The sequence below is a fragment of the Methylocystis sp. genome, assembly GCF_051061225.1.
GTDB lineage: Bacteria > Pseudomonadota > Alphaproteobacteria > Rhizobiales > Beijerinckiaceae > Methylocystis.
Map to the genome: position 1 here is coordinate 1 of NZ_JBPFEB010000028.1, position 20,369 is coordinate 20,369.

At 66.4% G+C, this 20,369-nt stretch carries 20 protein-coding genes; 4 read left to right on the forward strand and 16 right to left on the reverse strand.

Annotation, left to right across the window (positions count from 1 at the left end):
* From rpoB to ACR652_RS05735, 12 genes are all read right to left on the reverse strand, one after another.
* A partial coding sequence (rpoB, locus tag ACR652_RS05680) for a DNA-directed RNA polymerase subunit beta (RefSeq protein WP_434505550.1) occupies positions 1-3,419 on the reverse strand: 3,419 nt, incomplete at its 3' end.
* 168 nt (positions 3,420-3,587) lie between these two features.
* A complete protein-coding gene (gene rplL / locus ACR652_RS05685) occupies positions 3,588-3,965 on the reverse strand; it encodes a 50S ribosomal protein L7/L12 (protein ID WP_434505551.1) in 378 nt (125 codons plus the stop codon).
* 45 nt (positions 3,966-4,010) lie between these two features.
* Positions 4,011-4,526 carry a 50S ribosomal protein L10 gene (gene rplJ / locus ACR652_RS05690; protein WP_434505552.1) on the reverse strand — a complete coding sequence of 172 codons (516 nt, stop codon included), beginning with the start codon at positions 4,524-4,526 and terminating at the stop codon, positions 4,011-4,013.
* A 567-nt stretch (positions 4,527-5,093) separates the two neighbouring features.
* Positions 5,094-5,378, reverse strand: a complete 285-nt coding sequence (locus tag ACR652_RS05695; protein WP_434505553.1) for a hypothetical protein — start codon at positions 5,376-5,378, stop codon at positions 5,094-5,096.
* A 170-nt stretch (positions 5,379-5,548) separates the two neighbouring features.
* Entirely contained in the window at positions 5,549-7,960 is a 2,412-nt protein-coding gene (gene pheT, locus ACR652_RS05700) for a phenylalanine--tRNA ligase subunit beta (RefSeq protein ID WP_434505554.1), read from the reverse strand.
* A gap of 7 nt (positions 7,961-7,967) precedes the next feature.
* Positions 7,968-8,423 (reverse strand): hypothetical protein, encoded by a 456-nt coding sequence (locus ACR652_RS05705; RefSeq protein ID WP_434505555.1) that lies wholly within the window; start codon positions 8,421-8,423, stop codon positions 7,968-7,970.
* Positions 8,420-8,731: a hypothetical protein gene (locus tag ACR652_RS05710; protein ID WP_434505556.1), complete on the reverse strand. Its 312-nt coding sequence runs from the start codon at positions 8,729-8,731 to the stop codon at positions 8,420-8,422. Before ACR652_RS05710 ends, ACR652_RS05705 begins: the two co-directional genes overlap by 4 nt.
* A 40-nt stretch (positions 8,732-8,771) precedes the next feature.
* Positions 8,772-9,851 carry a phenylalanine--tRNA ligase subunit alpha gene (gene pheS / locus ACR652_RS05715; RefSeq protein WP_434505557.1) on the reverse strand — a complete coding sequence of 360 codons (1,080 nt, stop codon included), beginning with the start codon at positions 9,849-9,851 and terminating at the stop codon, positions 8,772-8,774.
* Positions 9,852-9,978: 127 nt separating this feature from the next.
* Entirely contained in the window at positions 9,979-10,956 is a 978-nt protein-coding gene (locus ACR652_RS05720) for a bifunctional enoyl-CoA hydratase/phosphate acetyltransferase (RefSeq protein ID WP_434505558.1), read from the reverse strand.
* A 10-nt stretch (positions 10,957-10,966) separates the two neighbouring features.
* Complete coding sequence (locus tag ACR652_RS05725; protein ID WP_434505559.1) at positions 10,967-11,500, reverse strand: DUF3280 domain-containing protein; 534 nt, start codon at positions 11,498-11,500, stop codon at positions 10,967-10,969.
* The gene (locus ACR652_RS05730) at positions 11,497-12,258 is read right to left on the reverse strand and encodes a M48 family metallopeptidase (RefSeq protein WP_434505560.1); all 762 of its coding nucleotides are present in this window, start codon (positions 12,256-12,258) and stop codon (positions 11,497-11,499) included. The genes ACR652_RS05725 and ACR652_RS05730 overlap by 4 nt, the downstream gene beginning before the upstream one ends.
* A 200-nt stretch (positions 12,259-12,458) precedes the next feature.
* Complete coding sequence (locus ACR652_RS05735) at positions 12,459-13,106, reverse strand: SCO family protein (protein ID WP_434505561.1); 648 nt, start codon at positions 13,104-13,106, stop codon at positions 12,459-12,461.
* 288 nt (positions 13,107-13,394) lie between these two features.
* Between ACR652_RS05735 and ACR652_RS05740 the strand changes: the two genes are divergently transcribed.
* The 4 genes from ACR652_RS05740 (at position 13,395) to ACR652_RS05755 (ending at position 17,294) form a co-directional block, all read left to right on the forward strand.
* Positions 13,395-14,933: a helicase HerA-like domain-containing protein gene (locus ACR652_RS05740; RefSeq protein ID WP_434505562.1), complete on the forward strand. Its 1,539-nt coding sequence runs from the start codon at positions 13,395-13,397 to the stop codon at positions 14,931-14,933.
* Positions 14,934-15,252: 319 nt separating this feature from the next.
* Complete coding sequence (gene rpoH / locus ACR652_RS05745) at positions 15,253-16,137, forward strand: RNA polymerase sigma factor RpoH (RefSeq protein ID WP_434505563.1); 885 nt, start codon at positions 15,253-15,255, stop codon at positions 16,135-16,137.
* 74 nt (positions 16,138-16,211) lie between these two features.
* The gene (locus tag ACR652_RS05750; RefSeq protein ID WP_434505564.1) at positions 16,212-16,901 is read left to right on the forward strand and encodes an SDR family oxidoreductase; all 690 of its coding nucleotides are present in this window, start codon (positions 16,212-16,214) and stop codon (positions 16,899-16,901) included.
* 66 nt (positions 16,902-16,967) lie between these two features.
* Entirely contained in the window at positions 16,968-17,294 is a 327-nt protein-coding gene (locus ACR652_RS05755; RefSeq protein WP_434505565.1) for a hypothetical protein, read from the forward strand.
* Here ACR652_RS05755 and ACR652_RS05760 read toward each other — a convergent pair.
* The 4 genes from ACR652_RS05760 to ACR652_RS05775 all read right to left on the reverse strand — a co-directional run bounded on the left by ACR652_RS05760 (position 17,288) and on the right by ACR652_RS05775 (position 20,321).
* Positions 17,288-18,040: an ABC transporter ATP-binding protein gene (locus ACR652_RS05760; protein WP_434505566.1), complete on the reverse strand. Its 753-nt coding sequence runs from the start codon at positions 18,038-18,040 to the stop codon at positions 17,288-17,290. The two genes, ACR652_RS05755 and ACR652_RS05760, sit on opposite strands and share 7 nt — an antisense overlap.
* Positions 17,982-18,737: an ABC transporter permease gene (locus tag ACR652_RS05765; protein ID WP_434505567.1), complete on the reverse strand. Its 756-nt coding sequence runs from the start codon at positions 18,735-18,737 to the stop codon at positions 17,982-17,984. The genes ACR652_RS05760 and ACR652_RS05765 overlap by 59 nt, the downstream gene beginning before the upstream one ends.
* Positions 18,734-19,714, reverse strand: coding sequence for an ABC transporter substrate-binding protein (locus tag ACR652_RS05770; protein WP_434505568.1), 981 nt, complete (start codon positions 19,712-19,714; stop codon positions 18,734-18,736). The genes ACR652_RS05765 and ACR652_RS05770 overlap by 4 nt, the downstream gene beginning before the upstream one ends.
* A gap of 142 nt (positions 19,715-19,856) precedes the next feature.
* Complete coding sequence (locus ACR652_RS05775; protein ID WP_434505569.1) at positions 19,857-20,321, reverse strand: type III secretion system chaperone; 465 nt, start codon at positions 20,319-20,321, stop codon at positions 19,857-19,859.
* Positions 20,322-20,369 lie beyond the last annotated feature (48 nt).

Sequence of the window (20,369 nt, forward strand, 5' to 3'; positions counted from 1 at the left end):
TGCGTCTCCAGAATTTGTCCGACATTCATACGGCTCGGCACCCCGAGCGGATTGAGCACGATGTCCACCGGCTGGCCATCACCCAAGAACGGCATGTCTTCCTGTGGCACGATACGCGACACCACGCCCTTGTTGCCGTGACGTCCGGCCATCTTGTCGCCGGGCTGGATCTTGCGCTTTACCGCAACGAAGACCTTGACCATCTTCATCACGCCGGGCGGCAGCTCGTCGCCGCGCTGCAGCTTCTCGACCTTGTCGAGGAAGCGGTTCTCGAGACCCTTCTTCGACTCGTCATATTGCTTGCGCACGGCCTCGATGCCCGACATCAGCGTGTCGTCCTCGACGACGAAGGTCCACCACTGCGAGCGGGGATATTCGTCGAGGATCGCCTGGGTCAGCGGCTGATCCTTCTTGAAGCTCTTCGGCCCCGCGATCGCGACCTTGCCGATGAGCATCTCGAAGAGACGGGCGTAGGTGTTGCGGTCGAGGATGGCGAGCTCGTCGTCGCGGTCCTTCGCGAGACGCTCGATCTCCTCTCGCTCGATCGCCTGGGCGCGCTCGTCCTTCTCGACGCCGTGGCGGTTGAAGACGCGCACTTCGACGATGGTGCCCTGAACGCCCGGCGGCACGCGCAGCGACGTGTCGCGAACGTCGGAAGCCTTTTCGCCGAAGATGGCGCGCAGAAGCTTTTCTTCCGGCGTCATCGGGCTCTCGCCCTTCGGCGTGATCTTGCCGACGAGAATGTCGCCCGCCTGCACCTCGGCGCCGATATAGACGATGCCGGCCTCGTCGAGATTCTTCAGCGTCTCCTCCGAGACGTTGGGAATGTCGCGGGTGATTTCCTCGGGGCCGAGCTTGGTGTCGCGCGCCATCACCTCGAATTCGTCGATGTGGATCGACGTGAACACGTCCTCCTTCACGATGCGCTCGTTGAGAAGGATCGAATCTTCGAAGTTGTAGCCGTTCCAGGGCATGAAGGCGACGAGCACGTTGCGGCCGAGCGCCAGATCGCCGAGATCCGTCGAGGGGCCGTCGGCGATGATGTCGCCCTTCTTGACCAGATCGCCGACGCGCACCAGCGGCTTCTGGTTGATGCAGGTCGACTGGTTCGAGCGCTGGAACTTCATCAGCCGGTAGATGTCGACGCCGGGCTTGGCCGGGTCGAGTTCTTCCGTGGCGCGGATGACGATACGGGTCGCGTCGATCTGATCGACAATGCCGGTGCGGCGGGCGGAGATGGCGGCGCCGGAGTCGGCGGCGACGACCGCCTCCATGCCCGTGCCGACGAGCGGCGCGTCGGCCTTCACCAGCGGCACCGCCTGACGCTGCATGTTCGAGCCCATCAGCGCGCGGTTGGCGTCGTCGTTCTCGAGGAACGGGATGAGCGCCGCGGCGACCGAGACGAGCTGCTTGGGCGACACGTCCATCGCGTCGACCTTCTCGCGCGGGACGAGCATCACGTCGCCGGCGTGGCGGCAGAGCACGAGGTCTTCCGTCAGATTGCCTTCGGCGTCGATGGGCGCATTGGCCTGCGCGACGTGATATTTCGACTCTTCCATCGCCGAGAGATAGGCGACCTCATTCGTCACCTTGCCATCGCGGACGCGACGATAGGGCGCTTCGATGAAGCCATATTTGTTCACCCGGGCGAAGGTCGCGAGCGAATTGATCAGGCCGATGTTCGGGCCTTCCGGCGTCTCGATCGGGCAGATGCGGCCGTAATGCGTCGGATGCACGTCGCGCACCTCGAAGCCGGCGCGCTCGCGCGTCAGACCGCCCGGACCCAGCGCCGAGAGACGACGCTTGTGCGTGATCTCGGAGAGCGGGTTGGTCTGGTCCATGAACTGCGAGAGCTGCGAGGAGCCGAAGAACTCGCGCACGGCGGCGGCCGCCGGCTTGGCGTTGATCAGGTCCTGCGGCATGACCGTGTCGATGTCGACCGAGGACATGCGCTCCTTGATGGCGCGCTCCATGCGCAGCAGGCCGAGGCGATACTGATTTTCCATCAGTTCGCCGACCGAGCGCACGCGGCGGTTGCCGAGATGGTCGATGTCGTCGATCTCGCCGCGGCCGTCGCGCAGATCGACGAGCGCCTTCACCACGGCGAGAATGTCCTCGCGACGCAGCGTGCGCACCGTGTCCGGCGCGTCGAGGTCGAGGCGCATGTTCATCTTCACGCGGCCGACGGCCGAGAGGTCGTAGCGCTCCGCGTCGAAGAACAGCGAATGGAACATGGCTTCCGCCGTGTCCATGGTCGGCGGTTCGCCCGGACGCATGACGCGATAGATGTCGAACAGCGCTTCCTCGCGGTTCGAGTTCTTGTCGACCGCGAGCGTGTTGCGAATGTAGGGACCGATGTTGATATGGTCGATGTCGAGGATCGGCAGCTCGTCGAAGCCCTTTTCGAGCAGCGTCGGCAGCGTCTTGGCGGTGATCTCGTCGCCGGCTTCCGCAAAGATCTCGCCCGTCGCCGGGTCGAAGAGATCCTGCGCGAGATACTGGCCGTAAAGGTCTTCCGACGAGACGCGGATCGCCTTCACGCCCTTCTCGGCGAGCTGGCGCGCGGCGCGGACGGCGAGCTTCTTGCCCGCTTCGAGAATGACCTGGCCGCTGTCGGCGTCGATCATGTCGGCGACGGCCTTCACGCCCTTCATGCGGTCGGCGTCGAACGGCATGCGCCAGTTTTCGCCATCCGCCTTGTAGGTGATGGTCTTGTAGAAGGTCGACAGAATCTCTTCGCCGTCGAGGCCGAGCGCGAAGAGCAGCGACGTCACCGGAATCTTGCGGCGGCGGTCGATGCGCGCATAGACGATGTCCTTGGCGTCGAATTCGATATCGAGCCAGGAGCCGCGATAGGGAATGATGCGGGCCGCGAACAGCAGCTTGCCCGAGGAGTGGCTCTTGCCCTTGTCGTGGTCGAAGAACACGCCCGGCGAGCGGTGCATCTGCGAGACGATGACGCGCTCGGTGCCGTTGACGATGAAGGTGCCGTTCGACGTCATGAAGGGCATGTCGCCCATGTAGACGTCCTGCTCCTTGATGTCCTTGACCGACTTGGCCTGCGTGTCGGGATCGACGTCGAACACGATGAGGCGCAGCGTCACCTTCAGCGGCGCGGCGAAGGTCATGCCGCGCTGGCGGCACTCGTCGACGTCATATTTCGGCTGTTCGAATTCGTAGCGGACGAATTCGAGCAGGGCGACCTGCGAGAAGTCGGAAATCGGGAAGACGGATTTGAAGACGGACTGGAGACCTTCGTCGGGGCGGCCGCCCTTTGGCTCGTCGACAAGCAGGAACTGATCGTAAGAGGCCTTCTGCACTTCAATGAGATTGGGCATCGCCGCCGCTTCGCGGATGTGTCCGAAAAACTTGCGGGTGCGCTTGCGACCGGTGAACTTGCGGGCCGACGTCTGAGCCATGTCGCTTTTCGAGCCTCTTCTCCTAAGGGCCGGGCCGGCTCGCTGCGAGCGGCTCTCTCGCCCTGTCGGGCGCCCCTCATGGCGCCCCTTTACAACCGCGCGCGGCCCCGGCCTGAGCCGGGACCGCGAATCTCGTCACGCCGCCGCTCGCAGGGAGCGGCCGCGATCTTACTTGAGCTCGATCTTGGCGCCGACCTTCTCGAGGGTCGCCTTGATCTTCTCGGCCTCTTCCTTCGAAGCGCCTTCCTTCAGCGGCTTCGGAGCGCCTTCGACCAGGTCCTTGGCTTCCTTCAGGCCGAGGCCGGTGATCGCGCGGACCTCCTTGATGACCTCGATCTTCTTGTCGCCAGCCGAAGCCAGGATCACGTTGAACTCGGTCTTCTCTTCAGCAGCCGGAGCGGCGGCGCCAGCGGCCGGAGCGGCGGCGACGGCCACGGCGGCAGCCGCGGAAACGCCCCACTTCTCTTCGAGCATCTTGGCGAGCTCGGCCGCCTCGAGGACGGTGAGAGCCGAGAGGTCGTCGACGATCTTTTCGAGATTAGCCATTTGTAGCGTCCTTTGAATTTGGTTCGTTCTTGGTGTGCGAGCCTCTTAGGCCGCGTCCTTCTTGGCGTAGGCGCCGAACACGCGCGCGAGCTTGGCGGCAGGCGCGGTCGAGAGCTGGGCGATCTTGGTCGCGGGCGCATTGATGAGGCCCACGATCGTCGCACGCAGTTCGTCGAGAGACGGCATGGTCGCAAGCGACTTGACGCCGTCAGAGTTCAGCAGCGTGGGGCCCATGGCGCCGCCCAGAATCACGAACTTGTCGTGATCCTTGGCGAAGGCCACAGCCACCTTCGGCGCCGCCACCGGATCGTCCGAATAGGCGATCAGGGTCGGTCCCTTGAGCAGGGAACCGAAATCGGCGACGCTCGCGCCATCCAGAGCGATCTTGGCGAGGCGGTTTTTGGCGACCTGAACAGTGGCGCCCTCGGCGCGGGCCCGCTTCCGCAGGGCCTGCATCTGGGCGACCGTCAAGCCGGAGTAGTGCGCAACGACGATCGCCCCGGCCTGATTAAAGACCTGGTGCAACGCCGCGACGGCTTCTTTTTTCTCCGCTCTATCCACGGTTGCTCTCTTCATAACTGGCGGGAGTGAGGTCCCGCCGGTTGCGACTAGCCGGCCGCGGATGCGGTCGGCTCCGTAGATCCTGTCCCCAGAGCGCCTCGCCGGATGACGAAAGCCCTGGTTGAAGGGGCGTGAACCAAATTCAAAACACGCCGGCGTTGGGCCGGCGGCCAGAAATTCCGGTTTCCCCGTCTGTGCAGGCCGCTTTCGGACGACAGATTTCTCTGACGGCCTCCAGCCGATTGAGCCGCTCGGGGTTGTGGAAAACCCCTCGGCGGCGCCGGCAGTCTCGGACAGGACATGGCCGGACGGGACACGAGGGCTGAGCCCCGAGTCCGCCGGCCTATCCACCGCCTGTCTCCCAAGCCATTGACAAAGCCTGAGTTCGGGCGGAAGCTCAAAACTGAAATTGGGGTTGGGGATCTAGGTCAACCCCGGAACGGCCTATTTAAAGGGCCTGCGTCCGTTTGCCAAGAGGTAAATTCAGGGTTTATCCTCATTCCTGTGAAGGCGCCGCTGGCGCCCCCACGCCTCGTTCCCCGCGGGCGGGCCGACGAGGCTTCTGCATCAGGGCGTGAACTCCATCCTGATCCGCCCATTGCCGCCCCTGCTGATGCGCGCCCCTCGCGGCTGCGCAGAAGCGGCCTGGCGGGGCGTCGCCCGTTTGCTCCAGCCCGAGCCGCCGCCGCGCTTGTCTCCTTCGCTCGCCGCGCCCGGATAGGTCGCGCCATGCTGGCCGCGCATCGGGCCGAAGGAGGCGAGGCAGAGATTATAGGCGTTGGGGTCCTTGATCGCCTCGCAGTCGTCGATGGAACGGGGGCCGGCGACGGCGGGCGTCATGAGAAACAGCAAAGCGAGCGCGGCGGCTCCGCAACGCAGGTGTTTTAACGCGGCTCGCCCCTCACCCCAACCCTCTCCCCGCCTTCGCGGGGAGAGGGAGATGCGCCGCAATTCCCTCTCCCCGTTTACGGGGAGAGGGTCAGGGTGAGGGGCGGGGCCGCTCAACGCGACTCGGGGCTGGCTCACCGCAGGGTGGCCCCGGTCTTCTTGCCCGCCTCGGCGACGATCTTCTGCGCCACGGCCTCGATCTCCGCGTCGGTGAGCGTCTTCTCGCGTGGCTGCAACGTCACGGCGACGCCGACGGATTTCTTGCCCTCCGGCACGCCGACGCCCTCATAGACGTCGAAGACGCTGACATCGGTGATGAGCGCCTTGTCGGCGCCCGCCACGGCCTTCACCAGATCGCCGGCCGGGGCGGCGCGGTCGAGGATGAAGGCGAAATCGCGCGACAGCGGCTGGAGGTCGGACAGTTCGAGTTTCGGCTTGATCTTCGTGGGCTTCGCCTTGGGGGCGGGCAGCATGTCGAGGATGATTTCGAAGGCGGCGATCGGCCCTTCCACATCCAGCGCCTTCAGCGCGCGCGGATGCAATTCGCCGAAATGGCCGACGACCGCCTTGGGCCCGAATTGCAGCGTCGCCGAGCGGCCGGGGTGGAACCATGACGGCCCGCCGGGAACCACCTGGAGCCCGCCCGTGGCGACGCCAAGCGCACCGAGCAGCGCCATGACGTCGGCCTTGGCGTCGAAAGCGCCGGCGCGCTGGGCAGGCGCCGACCAGTGACGCCCCGCGCCCGACAGGCCGCGGCGGATGCCGGCGGCCGCGAGGCGCTGGCCCTTGTCGCTGGGATCGAGAAAAATCTGCCCCACTTCGAACAGGTCCTGATCGCCAAGCCCGCGCGCGGCGTTGCGATGGGCGGCGGCGACGAGGCCCGGCAGGAGGCTCGGGCGCATGTCGGAGAGGTCGCTGGCGATCGGATTGGCGAGCGCGAGGCCCGCCGCGCCGCCGCCAAAGGCTTCCGCCTGTTCCTTCGAGATGAAGGACCAGGTGACAGCTTCGACCAGTCCTTGCGAGGCCAGCGCGCGGCGGGCGTTGCGGGCGCGCTTCTGCATCGGCGTCAGCACCGCTGGCGCCACGCCCTCGGCGCGCGGCAGCGGCGTGGACGGCACATTGTCGACGCCGAGAATGCGGACGATCTCTTCGACGATGTCCGCCTTGGCCTCGATATCCGGGCGCCAACTCGGCGCGATGACCCTTGCGCCATCCTCGCCGGTCTTTTCAACCGTGAAGCCGAGGCGCTCGAGGATCGCTTCAGCTTCGGCCTGAGACACATCCATGCCGGCGAGCCGCTGCGTCTCGGACCAGGGGAAATCCACGGTCCGGCGCTCGCGCGGCGCGGCGCCGGCGATGACCAGTTCGGAGGGCTCGCCGCCGCAGAGATCGAGCACGAGCTGCGTCGCGAGTTCGAGTCCGGGCAGGGCGAAGTCGGGATCGACGCCGCGCTCGAAGCGGTAGCGCGCGTCGGTGACGATGCCGAGCTTGCGGCCCGTATGGGCGATGTTCTGTGGGTCCCACAGCGCGCTCTCGATCAGCACGTCGGTGGTGTCGTCGTTGCAGCCGGAAACCTCGCCGCCCATGACGCCGGCGATCGACTCGACGCCGTTGTCGTCGCAGATGACGACCATGGCGTCGTCCAGCTCGTGCGTCCTGCCGTCCAGCGCGAGCAGAGTCTCGCCCTGCCGCGCTCGCCGCAGGACGAGATCGCCTTTCACTTTCTTCGCGTCGAAGACATGCAGCGGCCTCGCGCGGTCGAAGGTCATGAAATTGGTGATGTCGACGAGCGCGTTGATCGGGCGCAGGCCGATCTCGCGCAGGCGCTTTTGCAGCCAGACCGGGCTCGGACCGTTCTTCACGCCGCGCACGAGACGCAGGGCGAAGAAGGGCGCGAGATGCTCCTCGCTGGCGGCGAGATCGCGTCTGACGGCGACAGGGCAGGGATACTTGCCCGCGACGGGCAGGATTTCCCTGTCCTTCAGAACGCCGAGCCCGGCGGCCGCGAGATCGCGGGCGACGCCATGCACGCCGGCGGCGTCGGCGCGGTTCGGCGTCAGATTGATTTCGATGACCGGATCATCGAGCCCGGCCCATTGCGCATAGACCTCGCCGACGGGCGCGTCCTCGGGCAGCTCGATGACGCCTTCGCTCTCCGTCGCAAGCTCCAGCTCCTCGAAGGAGCACATCATGCCGAGCGACTCGACGCCGCGAATGACGCCCTTGCCGAGCGTGATCTTCTTGCCGGGGATGTAGGTTCCCGGAGCCGAGAAGACGCTCTTCAGACCCGTGCGCGCATTGGGCGCGCCGCAGACGACCTGCACCAGATCGCCGGCGCCGGTATCGACCTTGCAGACGCGCAGGCGATCCGCGTTGGGGTGCTGCGTCGCCTCGACGATGCGCGCGATCTTGAAGTCTTTCAACTGCGCGGCAGGGTCGTGCACATGTTCGACCTCGAGGCCGATGCGCGTGAGCGTCTCGACGATCTCGGCGAGCGTGGCGGATGTATCGAGATGCTCTTTGAGCCAGGAGAGGGTGAGTTTCATTTTTTGCTCAGCGGGTCTTGGTGATGAGTTGCACCGCAAGGCGCAGCTTCGTGTCTGGCTCCAGAGCGTCCAACGCCGTGATGGCGCCGCGCGCTTCCTGAATGAGATCGATGATTTCTTTTCTGGAATAACCCAAGGGCGCTGGCATGTAGTCGGCCGCGATGCGCTTGTCGTGCAACTCGAGAAAAGCCGGCCCGATTGCCGCGATCGGCTGACCCGCCGCATGGCTTCTTGCTTCTCTCAAAACCTTGCGCGCGACGGCGTGATCAACAGACCGATAGACGGGGGTATAGACATCCCAGGGCTTCGACTTTCCGACCAATTGGTCCGCGCACATTTTCGCAAGCGCGTGAAAGAGAGCGTAGTAGGTGGTCGCAACCGCCCGTCGAAGGGAGGCCTGCCTCGGCCTCCCCGTGTCCCGGTTCGCGAGTTCATCGGCAAGAGCCAGAAGGTCTTCGATCACGCGTGGCCTCTGAAGGGCTTCAGAGCGACTTCTTCCGGGCGATCGTTATCGCCGAGGCGTTTTGTCTGAAGATACGGAAAGCGCTCCTCGCCTTTTTCCAAGAGCGCGTCGCTGAGAGCGAGATGGGCATTCATCAGCGTATCGGGCTCCAGCGACGGCGCGCCTTCCCCCAGCACGGCGTCAACATAGACGGCCGGATCATTGCTGTAGTCGACCCCGCTTCGCACCTCGGCCCGCTGAAATCCGAACCGGCCGAGCCGCGTCCGCAGCACACTGTCCGCCAGTGCCTGAATCTCGCTGTCGTTCATCCTGCGTCTCCATCACCCCGCGGCAAATGGGCTCATGGTCCTAGCTGCTCAACCCGCCGGCCAGCGTGGGGAAATCCAGCGGCCGGAAGCCGTAGTGCTCCAGCCAGCGCGTGTCGGCGTCGAAGAAGGCGCGCAGGTCCGACATGCCGTATTTCAGCATGGCCAGGCGGTCGATGCCGACGCCGAAGGCGAAGCCCTGGTAGACGTCCGGATCGTGGCCGCAATTGCGCAGCACGTTCGGATGCACCATGCCGCAACCCAGAATCTCCATCCAGTCGTCGCCCTCGCCGAAGCGGATTTCGCCGCCCTGGCGCCGGCACTGCACGTCGACCTCCATCGACGGCTCGGTGAAGGGGAAGAAGGATGGCCGCATGCGCAGCTTCACGCCCTTGACCTCGAAGAAGCTCTTGAGAAACTCCTCCAGCACCCATTTGAGATGGCCCATATGCGTCGACTGGTCGATGACGAGCCCCTCGACCTGATGGAACATCGGCGTATGGGTCTGGTCGAAGTCGCAGCGGTAGACGCGGCCGGGGCAGATGACGCGGATCGGCGGCTTTTGCGAGAGCATGGTGCGCACCTGCACCGGGCTCGTATGGGTGCGCAAAAGCTTCTTCTCGCCCGCTTCCGGCGACAGGAAGAAGGTGTCCTGCATCTCGCGGGCCGGGTGGCCCTCCGGGAAGTTCAGCCTGGTGAAATTATAGTCGTCGCTCTCGATGTCCGGCCCTTCGGCCACGGCGAAGCCCATGTCGGCGAAGATGACCGAGAGCTCGTCCATGACCTGCGAGATCGGATGGATGCGGCCGCGCTCCAGCGGGCTGATCGCGGCGGGAAGCGTCACGTCGAGCGTCTCCGCCTTCAGCCGCGCCTCCAGCGCCGCCTCCGCCAGCGCCGCGCGGCGGGCCGCGAGGGCTTCGGTCGCCTTGTCCTTGAGCGCGTTGATCTTCGCGCCCTCGGTCTTGCGCTCCTCCGGCGACATCTTGCCCAGCGTCGAGAGCAGCGCCGAAATCGCGCCTTTCTTGCCCAGCGCGGCGACGCGCACGGCCTCCAGCGCCGGCTCGTCGGCGGCTTCCGCGATCTGGCGCAGCGTATCTTCTTCGAGTTTGGCGATATCGGTCATCGTGCTTGCCTTGCGGGTGAGGACGGGACGGCCCGTCGTCGCGAGCAAAGCCCGAACCTCGCCCCGCTGCCTCCAAAAGCTGAATTCCCGCGCCTTCTGCCATGCGCGGGGGCTTCTGTCGAGGCGGCTACGGCGCCGGCCGGGGACGATGGGTGAAGAGCTGGGCCAGCGCCGAGGAGGCGACGCGCGAGGCGACGTCGTCGGCGCGGCTGGTCAGGACGATGGGAACGCGCGCGCCGAGCACGATCCCGGCCGTGTCGGCCCCGGCGAGAAAGACGAGCTGCTTGGCGAGGATGTTCCCGGCCTCGAGATCGGGCGCCACCAGAATGTCCGGGTCTCCGGCCACCTCGGAGTCGATGTGCTTGGCTTCGGCGGCCTCGCGCGAGATGGCGTTGTCGAAAGCGAGCGGACCGTCGAGGACGGCCCCGGCGATCTGGCCGCGATCCGCCATCTTGCACAGGGCGGCGGCCTCCACCGTCGAGGGAATCTTGGCCTCGACCGTCTCCACCGCCGAGAGGATGGCCACTTTCGGCCTCATGAGGCCGATGGCGTGGGCGAGATCGACGGCGTTGCGGATGATGTCCCGCTTGATGTCCAGCGTCGGCGCGATGTTGATCGCGGCGTCGGTGACGAGCAGAAGCTTGTGATAGGTCGGCGCGTCGATGACGAAGACGTGGCTGATCCGCCGGTCGGTGCGCAGGCCCGTGCCCTCGCGCACCACGGCCGCCATGAGTTCGTCCGTATGGAGCGCGCCCTTCATAATGGCGTGCAGCTTGCCGCGCCGCACCATCTCGACCGCCTGATCCGCCGCCGCATGACTGTGGGGCGCCTCGATCACGTCGACGTCCTCCAGCGAGACGCCGGCCTCCCGCGCGGCGGCCTCCATCTTCGCGCAGGGGCCGATGAGCGTGGGCACGACCAGCCCGGCGTCGCGCGCCGCCAGCGCGCCTTCCAGCGACGGCCGGTCGCAGGGGTGGACAACCCCCATGCGGATGGGCGGCAGGGTCTGCGCCCGCTTGATCAGCTCCGCGAGCAGCGCGCCGTGAGGGCGAGGGAAGACGGAAACCGACGGCGAAGAGACATTGCCGCTTTTGCGCTCGCTCATGAAATCCTGCTCAGTTCACCGGATCGCGCGCGATCCGCTCCGTGAAAAATTTCGTCGCCCGCGCCCACGACGCGTCATTATCGCCGCGGAAATCGAAGCCTTGATGATAGACGAGTTCGCCGGAGGAGACACGCGCGATCGACACGCCCATGCTCAGAATGAGCGTGCTCACCTTGTTGACGACTCCGGTCATGACGAGGTCGGCGCCGACTTTGCGGGCGAGCGCGATCTCGCAGCCGTTGCAGGTGCGGAAATAGGTTTTCCGGAGAATCTCGTCGATCTCGGCCTGGATCGGCGCGCGCTCGGCGATCTCATAGGTTCCCCGCGCCGCGAGGCCGGCGGCGATGGCGTTGCGCGCGTCGAGCAGCCGCCGGGCGTGGTCCGCGCGCTGATCGACGGGCTCGCCCGAAGTGTCGATGATCTCGAAGTCGAGCAGCAGGAGCCGTTTCCCGGTCCTTGCGCCGGTTTCGGCGGCCATGGCGGCGCGTTGGCCGCACGCCAGCAGCAGAGCGGCGGCCAGCAGACGGCGCCGGTCGAGCGTCATTCCTTCGCTCCATATTTGTGCAGATGGGCGCCATTGGCCGAGAGCCACGCTTCGGCGCGGTCGGTGTCCGCGCACAAGCGTCGCGCCAGCGACCAGAACCGCGGCGAATGGTCGAGGTGCGCGAGATGCGCGACCTCATGCGCGGCGAGATAATCCAGCACGAAGGGCGGCGCCATGATCAGCCGCCAGGAAAAATTCAGTGAGCCCGACGACGAGCACGAGCCCCAGCGGCTCACCGGATCACGCAGGCCGACGCCGCGCGGCGGCAGGCCGAGCGTCGCGGTGTGGCGCGCCACGGCGCTCTCCAGATCGCGGCGGGCCTCGCGCTTGAAGTGGTCCTGCACGCGGCGGTGCATGTGTTCGGCCTGGCCGGCGACGCAAAGCGCGACGCCGGTGACGACGTCGTCGCGCGTCTCCGCCCATACGGCGCCGCGTCGCTCCGGCGTGTGGAGCAGGGCGTGGTCGACTCCGCGCAGCGGCACGACCGATCCATGCGCAAAGGGAATCGTCGCGGGCAGGCGATTGAGCCGCGCGGCGATCCACGCGGCATGCCGTTCGGCGAAGGCGCGCGCCTCGCGCAACGACGCGCGCTTCGGCATGGTCAGGACGGCGTCGCGGGCCGCGAAGCGGACGCGCAGCGTGAAACGACGCGCGGTCGTCGCGCGACGCAGGGCGACGACAATCGTCTCGCCGGCGTGCTCGAGAGTAATGAGAGACGAACCATCCTGGGAGGGCCCGTCGGGCAGAAGTCGAAGCATGTGCGTATGCTAGCCAAACGCCGCGTGAGTCGCGAGTTCCAAAAACGTCGCCGCCTTTGAAATTTGCATGGGCCTGTCCCGTCGTCGCAAGGGAAGCCAAGCAAGCTGAGCGCCACGTCGGGGCCGCGGCTGCTTCGCGAGCTGATCTCCCTCCTAACTAGGGTGCGGCGTCGAGGGCGAACAGCGCCCGGACGCGCGCGCTAGAGGTAACGCTGGAGATCCCTGGCCGCCTCTTCCGGCTTGCGGCCGACATTGAAGGCCGTGACGAAATGGCCGTTCTTGTCCATCAGATAGACAGCGGAAGAATGATCGACGGAATAATCTTCTTCCTTGCCGGGCGCGCGTTTCGCGTAGATGCGATAATTGCGCAGGACGGCGTCGATCTGCGCGCGATCGCCCGTCAGGCCGATGATGCGCGGGTCGAAATTGGCGAGATATTCCTTCAGCACGTCGGGCGTGTCCCTTTCGGGGTCAGTCGTCACGAACAGCGCGCCGATATTTGCGGCGGGACCTAGGGCGCGCAGGATTTCCGACATTTCGAACAGTGTCGTGTGGCACACATCCGGACAATGGGTGTAGCCGAAGAAGACGAGATGCGGCTTGCCGAGCAACGCCGTCTCGGTGACCGGCTGGCCGGCTTGCGACGTGAGCTGGAAGGCGCCGCCGATCGCCGAGGCCGGGGGCGCCGGCGCCGTAGTGTTGGTCACGGCGACAAAGGCGCCGAAAATCAGCGCGAAAACGGCGCCGGCGCCAATGAGCAGCGTCTTCGAAACCGCTGGGCCGCTTTCCGCGGTCTTGTCGCCGCGCTTTCCGGCTTTGCCGTTGCCCTTGACCGAACCCTTGGCCATTCTGCGTTCCCTGCTTGTTTTTCGCCGCTTTCAGGCGCGGCTTTGTTGGACGGCGTTTTTCAGGCGACGAGGAGGACGCCTCCTCCGCCGCGCCGATCCGCGTTCCCGGCGTTGGCGCGGGCGCGGCCTCCCGGACCTCCGCCACGACAATTTCCGAGCGCCCACGGTCCGGGAACTTATCCCGGCTCGCGGCATTCGCCAAGCCGTCGGCGCCGGTCCGATGCGGGCTGCGCGAGAATGATGTAGCTTCGACGACGCGCTGATTCACCTTAGGAAAGCCCGAGCGCCATGAGCGACAAGACGAACGAGAGCCCGAACGGCGTCCCTGGAAAGATTCTTGTCGGCGCGACGGATGGAACGCGCGCACGGGGGGCGGGCGCGCGGGCCTATCGCTATCTCACGCTCGCGCTCGGCAATCGGCACGGGCTGATCGCGGGCGCCACGGGCGGCGGCAAGACGGTGTCGTTGCAGGTGCTGGCGGAAGGCTTCTCCAACGCGGGAACCGCCGTCTTTCTCGCGGACGTCAAGGGCGATCTCGCGGGGCTGTCGCAACCGGGCGACGCCAAGCCGGCCTTTGTCCAGCGCGCCGCCGACATTGGCGTCGATTATGCGCCGGACCGCTTTCCGGTTGTCTTCTGGGACGTGTTCGGCGAGCAGGGCCACAGGGTGCGGGCGACGGTGTCGGAAATGGGGCCGCTGCTCGTGTCGCGGCTTCTCAATCTCAACGACACGCAGGAAGGCGTTCTCAATATCGTCTTCAAGGTCGCCGACGAGCAAGGGCTTCTGCTGCTCGATCTCAAGGATCTGCGCGCCGCCCTCGCGCATGTCGCCGAGAACGCCAGCGAATTCAAGACAAAATATGGCAATATCGCCCCCGCGAGCGTTGGCGCGATTCAGCGCCAGCTTCTCGTGCTGGAGACTCAGGGCGGCGACTCATTCTTCGGCGAGCCGGCGCTGGCGATCGACGATTTCATTCGCAAGGATCGCGACGGGCGCGGCGTCGTCAACATTCTTGCGGCTGACAGGCTGATGCGGTCGCCGCGCCTCTACGCGACTTTCCTTCTGTGGATGCTGTCCCAGCTTTTCGAGACGCTTCCCGAAGTCGGCGATCTGGACAGGCCGAAACTCGTCTTCTTCTTCGACGAGGCGCATCTTCTCTTCGAAGACGCGCCGAAGGCGCTTCTCCAGGCGATCGAACAGGTGGTGCGGCTCATTCGCTCGAAGGGCGTCGGCGTTTACTTTGTCACGCAGAACCCGCTCGACGTGCCCGACACGGTTCTCGGCCAGCTCGGCAACCGCATCCAGCATGCGCTGCGCGCCTTCACCCCGCGCGATCAGAAAGCCGTGCGCGCCGCGGCGGAGACGTTTCGCAAGAATCCGTCCTTCGACACCGCCGACGCCATCATGCATCTCGGCGTCGGCGAGGCGCTGGTCTCGATGCTCGGCGACAAGGGCGCGCCGGAGATTGTCGACCGCGTGCTGATCGCGCCGCCCGCCGCGCGGGTCGGGCCGATCACCCCGGAGGAGCGGGCGGACGTCATGCGCGCCAGCTCGTTCGGAGGCAAATATGACACGCCGGTCGACCGGGAGTCGGCCTATGAGACGCTCCAGGGTCGCGCCGTCGGCAAGGATGGCGCGGCGGGCGGCGGCTGGATGGGCACGATTGTCGGCGGCGTTCTGGGAACCCTGTTCGGCTCGAAGAAGGGCAAGCGCCTGTCGCCGGCCGAAATCGCCCTGCGCTCAGCCATGCAGAGCGCGGCGCGTTCGGCCGGGACGCAGATCGCCAAGCAGATCCTGAGGGGCGTGCTCGGGGGGATCAGCAAGTAATCGACCTCCCTCTCCCCGGCAGGCGCGGAGAGGGCTGGGGTGAGGGGCAAGCCGCGTTCACGACTGTCGAAACGGGTTCCTTCACCCGCAACTCAGGCGATTTGCGGCCTGCCCCTCACCCCAGCCCTCTCCTGATGACCGCGCCCTGCTGCACGCGAATGTTACAGAATCTTAATCCCGACTTTAGCGAGTTGTCACACAAGCCCGATTTTCCCGGCTGCCTATTCCGGCCTATACTATCTTTGTTGCGGTCGGCGACTGTGCGACCGCCCATTGCGGGTTTGCCGTCGCCCCGGGAGCCCGCCAGGAGGGACGAGATATGGCGAATTCCTTGCCCATCGTCGCGGAAGGCGGCCTCGCCCGCTACCTCGCCGAAATCCGTCGTTTCCCCATGCTGGAGCCCCAGCAGGAATATATGCTCGCCAAGCGCTGGCGTGAGCACGAAGACCCCAAGGCCGCGCATGAACTCGTCACCTCGCATCTGCGCCTCGTCGCCAAGATCGCGATGGGCTACCGCGGCTACGGCCTGCCGATCGGGGAAATCATCTCGGAGGGCAATGTCGGCCTGATGCAGGCCGTCAAGCGCTTCGAGCCCGACCGTGGCTTCCGGCTCGCCACATATGCGATGTGGTGGATCCGCGCCTCGATTCAAGAATACATCCTGCGCTCATGGTCGCTCGTGAAAATGGGCACCACCGCGAGCCAGAAGAAGCTGTTCTTCAACCTCCGCAAGGCGAAGAGTCGCATCTCGGCGTTCGAGGAAGGCGATATGAGGCCCGAGAACGTCGAGAAGATCGCGACGCGCCTCGGCGTCTCGAAGCAGGACGTGATCGAGATGAATCGCCGCATGGGCGGCGACGCCTCGCTCAACGCGCCGCTGCGCGAGGAGGGCGAGGGGGAATGGCAGGATTGGCTCGTCGACGACAGCGAGGATCAGGAGCGCATTCTGGCCGCGCAGGAGGAGAGCAACAACCGCATGAAGGCGCTGCGCGGGGCTCTCGACGTGCTCAATCCGCGTGAGCGGCGCATCTTCGAGGCGCGTCGCCTCGCCGACGATCCGGTGACGCTCGAGCAGCTTTCCGAGGAGTTCGGCGTCTCCCGCGAGCGCGTGCGCCAGATCGAGGTGCGCGCGTTCGAGAAGGTGCAGGCGGCGGTGAAGACCGGCGTCGCCCGCATGGAGGAAGCGCATCACGCGGCGATGTAAATTCCGTAAGCAGGGGCGGCGCTCCAAAAGGGCCGCCCTATATGCCGACATGGCTGAAACGGGAGTTTTCGCCCATGTCGCATTGGATGATCACCGGCGCGAGCCGGGGAATCGGGCTTGAACTTGCCAGGCAACTGGCGATCGCCGGCGAGCAGGTGACCGCCAGCCGGCGCGCCGGGAGCCGGCATGAGCCCCTGGAGGCGGCGCTGGCGCCGGCCGGGAGCAGGGGCCGCAGCCTCGTCTTCGACACGCGCAACGAGGCGCAGATTCGTATCGCGGCGACGCAGGTCCACGACCCCGTCGACGTGCTGATCGCCAATGCCGGCGCCTATGGCCCGGAGCGTCAGTCCGCGCTGGACATGGACTTTCCCGGCGTTCTCGATCTTCTGGACACAAATGCGCTCGGGCCGCTGCGCGTGGCGCAAGCCTTCTTGCCGCTCATCCGGCGGGGAGCGCGTCCGCGCATCGTGTTCATGTCGAGCGTGCTCGGATCGATGGCGCTGGGCGGGACGTTCAATGTCGGCTACCGCGCCTCCAAGGCCGCCCTCAACAAGATCGCCCAGTGCCTCGCCGACGAGTTGAAGCCGGAGGGGATCAGCGTGGTCTCCATGCATCCCGGCTGGGTGCGCACGGACATGGGCGGGCCGAACGCCACGCTCAGCGTCGAGGAAAGCGCCTATAGCCTGATCCGCGTGATCGAGGGTCTGACGATCTCGGACACGCGCCGCTATCTCGATTATCGCGGCTCTGACATCGACTGGTAGCCATCCTCACCAAAAATTTGGACTCCGGCGCTACGCTCCGCCCGATTGTCATCGGGGAGAAAAAAAATGGCGGGCGTTGATCTGGCGTCGGAGGACATTGTCAGACGTCTGGGCGGCGATGCGGCGCTGGGGGAGATCGGCGGGGCGATCAGCGCGGATGATCCCGGCCATTTCGACCTGCGGTTCAGACATCCCAGCCCGCGCGGCGTCCGCTCCGTCGTCATTACGGTGGAGCCCAACGGCCTCTTCGGCATGACCTGTTACGGACCGCTGCGCGCCGGCGCCTTTCAGGCCGAGCGTCTGGGCAAGGCGACGGGAATCCTGCCGGAAAATCTCGCCACCGTGCTCGGCCAGCTCACAGGCATCGAAACCCTGCATCACCGCCACTATTGAAAGGCGCGTCGGGAGGCCTCCAGCGCCGCGCGCGCGCGCGTCTCCAGCGCATCGGCGGCGGCCCGGGTGAGCCGACCGCGCGGCGCCTCCACATCCAGCGTCGCGATCACATGCGCGGGGCGCGGCGAGAGCAGGAAAATCCTGTCCGCCAGGGCGATGGCCTCGGGAAGGTCATGCGTCACGATCAGCGTGGTGATGCGCTTTTCGTCGATCAGCGCGGCGATCCTCTCCCGCAATTCGCGCGCGAGCGCGGCGTCGAGCGACACGAGCGGCTCGTCCAGCAGCAGCAGATCGGGTTTGACGGCGAGCGCGCGGGCCAGCGCCACGCGCCGGGCGAGGCCGAGCGACAATTCGCCGGGAAAATGATCCGCATGGTCGCGCAGGCCAAGCTCCGCGAGCAGCGCGGCGATCCCGGCCTCGTCGGCTTCCGGCGCGGCGATGCGGAGATTGTCGGCGACGCTGCGCCAGGGCAGGAGACGCGGCTCCTGAAACACCATGCCGAGCCGCCCATGGGCGGGCAGCACGATCTGACCAGTAAAATCGCGATCGAGGCCGGCGATGAGCCGCAGCAGGGTCGTCTTGCCGCAGCCGGACGGGCCGACGACCGCGCCCGCCTGGCCGAGCGGCAGGGTGAGGCGCAAGCCTTCGAGCGCGCGCAGGGCGGGGCCGCCCGCGCGCTGGTGGTCTTTAGAGGCGATCGCGACGCTGAGCGCCGCCGCGCCGCCATCGGGCGACAGATCGTTCAAGGGGCTGCACCAGAAGCGTTTCGACGCCGAGCATCAGCGCCACGAAGGGAAGAGCGTAGGCGAGCAGCAGCTTCATGTCGAAGAGCTGGAACGCCATGTTGATTTCGAAGCCCACGCCGTTCGAGCGGCCGAGCAGTTCGACCACAAGCACGATCTTCCACACGAGCGAAAGACCCGAGCGCGTCGCCGCGGCCAGATAGGGCGCGAGCTGCGGCAGGACGAGATGCTTCAGCCGCGCCGCGCGCGAGAAGCGGAACGCCTGCGCCATTTCGTCGAGCTGCGGATCGAGCGCGCGGGCGCCTTCGCGAATGACGACGATGGCGTTGGGCAGCTTGTTGAGCGCCACGGCGCCGATGGCGGCCGCTTCCGTCAGCCCGGCCCAGACATAGGCCAGCACGATCACGACCAGCGCCGGCAGATTGAGCAGCACGACGAGCCAGGGATCGAGCAGCCGGTCGACGAGCCGGCGCCGGCCCATGAGATAGCCGATCGCCGCGCCGAGGCTCATGGCGATGAGAAAGGATGCGATGACCCGCGCGAGCGTGATGGCGAGATTGGAGCCCAGCGCGCCGGATTGCGCCTCGGCCACGACCGTCTCGAAGACGGCGGCGGGACCCGGCAGGCGCCGCGGATCGGAGACCCAGGCGCCGATCTGCCACAATGCAATCAGCGCCGCGAGCGAGAGCAGCCGGATCAATTCCCGCCAGCCTCGCCGCCCTTGTAGAAGGTTCCGGGCGCGAGGGTCTTGCCGGGGCCGACGAGCTTCTCCCCGCCGGTCTCCGCGAGCACGCGATAGAGCGCGGCGGCGTCGGCCTCCTCCTGCGCGACGCTGCGCCTGGGAATCCCCGCGACATAGCGCTTGCGGTAGATGTCGAGCGTCGCGGCGTCCCGGGGGCCGATGCGCTGCGCGGCGGCGGCCCAGGCCGTGTCATCCGTAGCGATGATCGCCTTCGCTTTCGCCGTCATCGCGAAGAAGCGCGCCAGCGCGTCCCGGTTCTTCGCGGCGAAGCTGTCGTCGAAGACATAGCCGGTGATGACCACCTCGCCCTTGGCGCCGAGCGCCTTTTCCACATCGGTGATGTCGATGGCGCGGGCGAATCCCTTGCCTTCGAGATCGGCCGCGAAATTCCAGAATTCGAGCGCCGCGTCGATTTCGCCCTGAAGCGCCTTTTCGGCGATGAGCGGCGGCGCGCCGTAAAGGATCGTCGCCGACTTCTCCAGATCGACGCCCTCCCTGAGCGCCTGGGCCTTCAGCAACAGCCAGCTCTTGTCGAGCGGCCCGCCCGCGACGCCGAGCTTCTTGCCGGCGAGGTCCTTCACGTTGCGGATGGCGGGGTCTTTCGTCATCACCGCGCCGACGCCGGTGGAGTAGGGATAGAGCGTGAGCCCGGCGCCCCCGGCGCGCTCGCGCGCCACCCACAGCCAGTCCGAGACGATGATATCGGCGCCGCCGCCCTGAATGGCGATCTTGCCGGCTTCGGGCGAGGCGAGTTCGGTGACGTCGAGTTCGAGCCCCGCCGCCTTGTCGAGGCCGAAGGCGCGCACGACCGCCAGCTCCCAGCCGGTGGTGCCGGTCTTTTGCAGCGCGAGCCGCAGCTTTTCGGCCTGCGCGGGGGAGAGTGTCAGGAGTCCGGCGGCGACGCCGGCGGCGAGGCGCGTGAGGGGGCGATTCATGTCATTGTCCCGTGCTTTCCCGCGCCTTCTAGCGCAGGATCAGCCGCGCGTCGAATGGGCTCGGGGAGCGGAGCGGGGCGGCGAAACGTCGACCCGCGCAACAACGACTTGCGCCTGTGGCTCCGTGAGACCGTCTCGCCGGTCAGACTCGAATGAATGCGCTCAAATCCCCGTTCCGAACCGATGTTTCGCCCGGATGATCGTCTGGCTTTGCGGCGACGATCCCGGCCCAGTCCTCGGCGACATTGGCAAAGCTGTCCAGACGGGCCGCGAAGGTCTCCGCCGTCTCTCCCCGCCAGGGAGCCGCCTGAGCCAGAATGACATGGGGCGGGTCATCCCCCGACAGACTGAGCGTCGCGCCGAAAGTGAGCCGCCAGAATAGATTCCCCCGGAGCAGGTCGCCGTAGACGTCCGGACCGGCCGCCGGCGCGCCCAGATCCGCATACAAGTGAAACTCCTCGGCCTCCGCGCGGTATTGCAGGTTGATTTGCGGGGCGTCGCCGAGGCGAATGGCCAGGCTTCCCCTTTCGTTGAAGGCGATCGCCCCGACTCCGAGGCGGTCGCCAAGCTCATTCATGAGGCTCTTCAAGGCTGGATCCAGTTGCATAGGCCGCCCTCCAACAAGCGCACCGGCTGTTTTGCATCACGTGGAAAG

What these genes read in the sequence shown, in the direction of transcription:
- ACR652_RS05735 (WP_434505561.1), bottom strand. Translation starts at nt 13,106, where the DNA reads ATGGCCAAGGGTTCGGTCAAGGGCAACGGCAAAGCCGGAAAGCGCGGC.
- ACR652_RS05710 (WP_434505556.1), bottom strand. Translation starts at nt 8,731, where the DNA reads ATGAACGACAGCGAGATTCAGGCACTGGCGGACAGTGTGCTGCGGACG.
- rplL (WP_434505551.1), bottom strand. Translation starts at nt 3,965, where the DNA reads ATGGCTAATCTCGAAAAGATCGTCGACGACCTCTCGGCTCTCACCGTC.
- ACR652_RS05725 (WP_434505559.1), bottom strand. Translation starts at nt 11,500, where the DNA reads ATGACGCTCGACCGGCGCCGTCTGCTGGCCGCCGCTCTGCTGCTGGCG.
- ACR652_RS05750 (WP_434505564.1), top strand. Translation starts at nt 16,212, where the DNA reads ATGTCGCATTGGATGATCACCGGCGCGAGCCGGGGAATCGGGCTTGAA.
- ACR652_RS05730 (WP_434505560.1), bottom strand. Translation starts at nt 12,258, where the DNA reads ATGCTTCGACTTCTGCCCGACGGGCCCTCCCAGGATGGTTCGTCTCTC.
- ACR652_RS05740 (WP_434505562.1), top strand. Translation starts at nt 13,395, where the DNA reads ATGAGCGACAAGACGAACGAGAGCCCGAACGGCGTCCCTGGAAAGATT.
- rpoH (WP_434505563.1), top strand. Translation starts at nt 15,253, where the DNA reads ATGGCGAATTCCTTGCCCATCGTCGCGGAAGGCGGCCTCGCCCGCTAC.
- ACR652_RS05775 (WP_434505569.1), bottom strand. Translation starts at nt 20,321, where the DNA reads ATGCAACTGGATCCAGCCTTGAAGAGCCTCATGAATGAGCTTGGCGAC.
- pheS (WP_434505557.1), bottom strand. Translation starts at nt 9,851, where the DNA reads ATGACCGATATCGCCAAACTCGAAGAAGATACGCTGCGCCAGATCGCG.
- ACR652_RS05755 (WP_434505565.1), top strand. Translation starts at nt 16,968, where the DNA reads ATGGCGGGCGTTGATCTGGCGTCGGAGGACATTGTCAGACGTCTGGGC.
- ACR652_RS05770 (WP_434505568.1), bottom strand. Translation starts at nt 19,714, where the DNA reads ATGAATCGCCCCCTCACGCGCCTCGCCGCCGGCGTCGCCGCCGGACTC.
- ACR652_RS05720 (WP_434505558.1), bottom strand. Translation starts at nt 10,956, where the DNA reads ATGAGCGAGCGCAAAAGCGGCAATGTCTCTTCGCCGTCGGTTTCCGTC.
- pheT (WP_434505554.1), bottom strand. Translation starts at nt 7,960, where the DNA reads ATGAAACTCACCCTCTCCTGGCTCAAAGAGCATCTCGATACATCCGCC.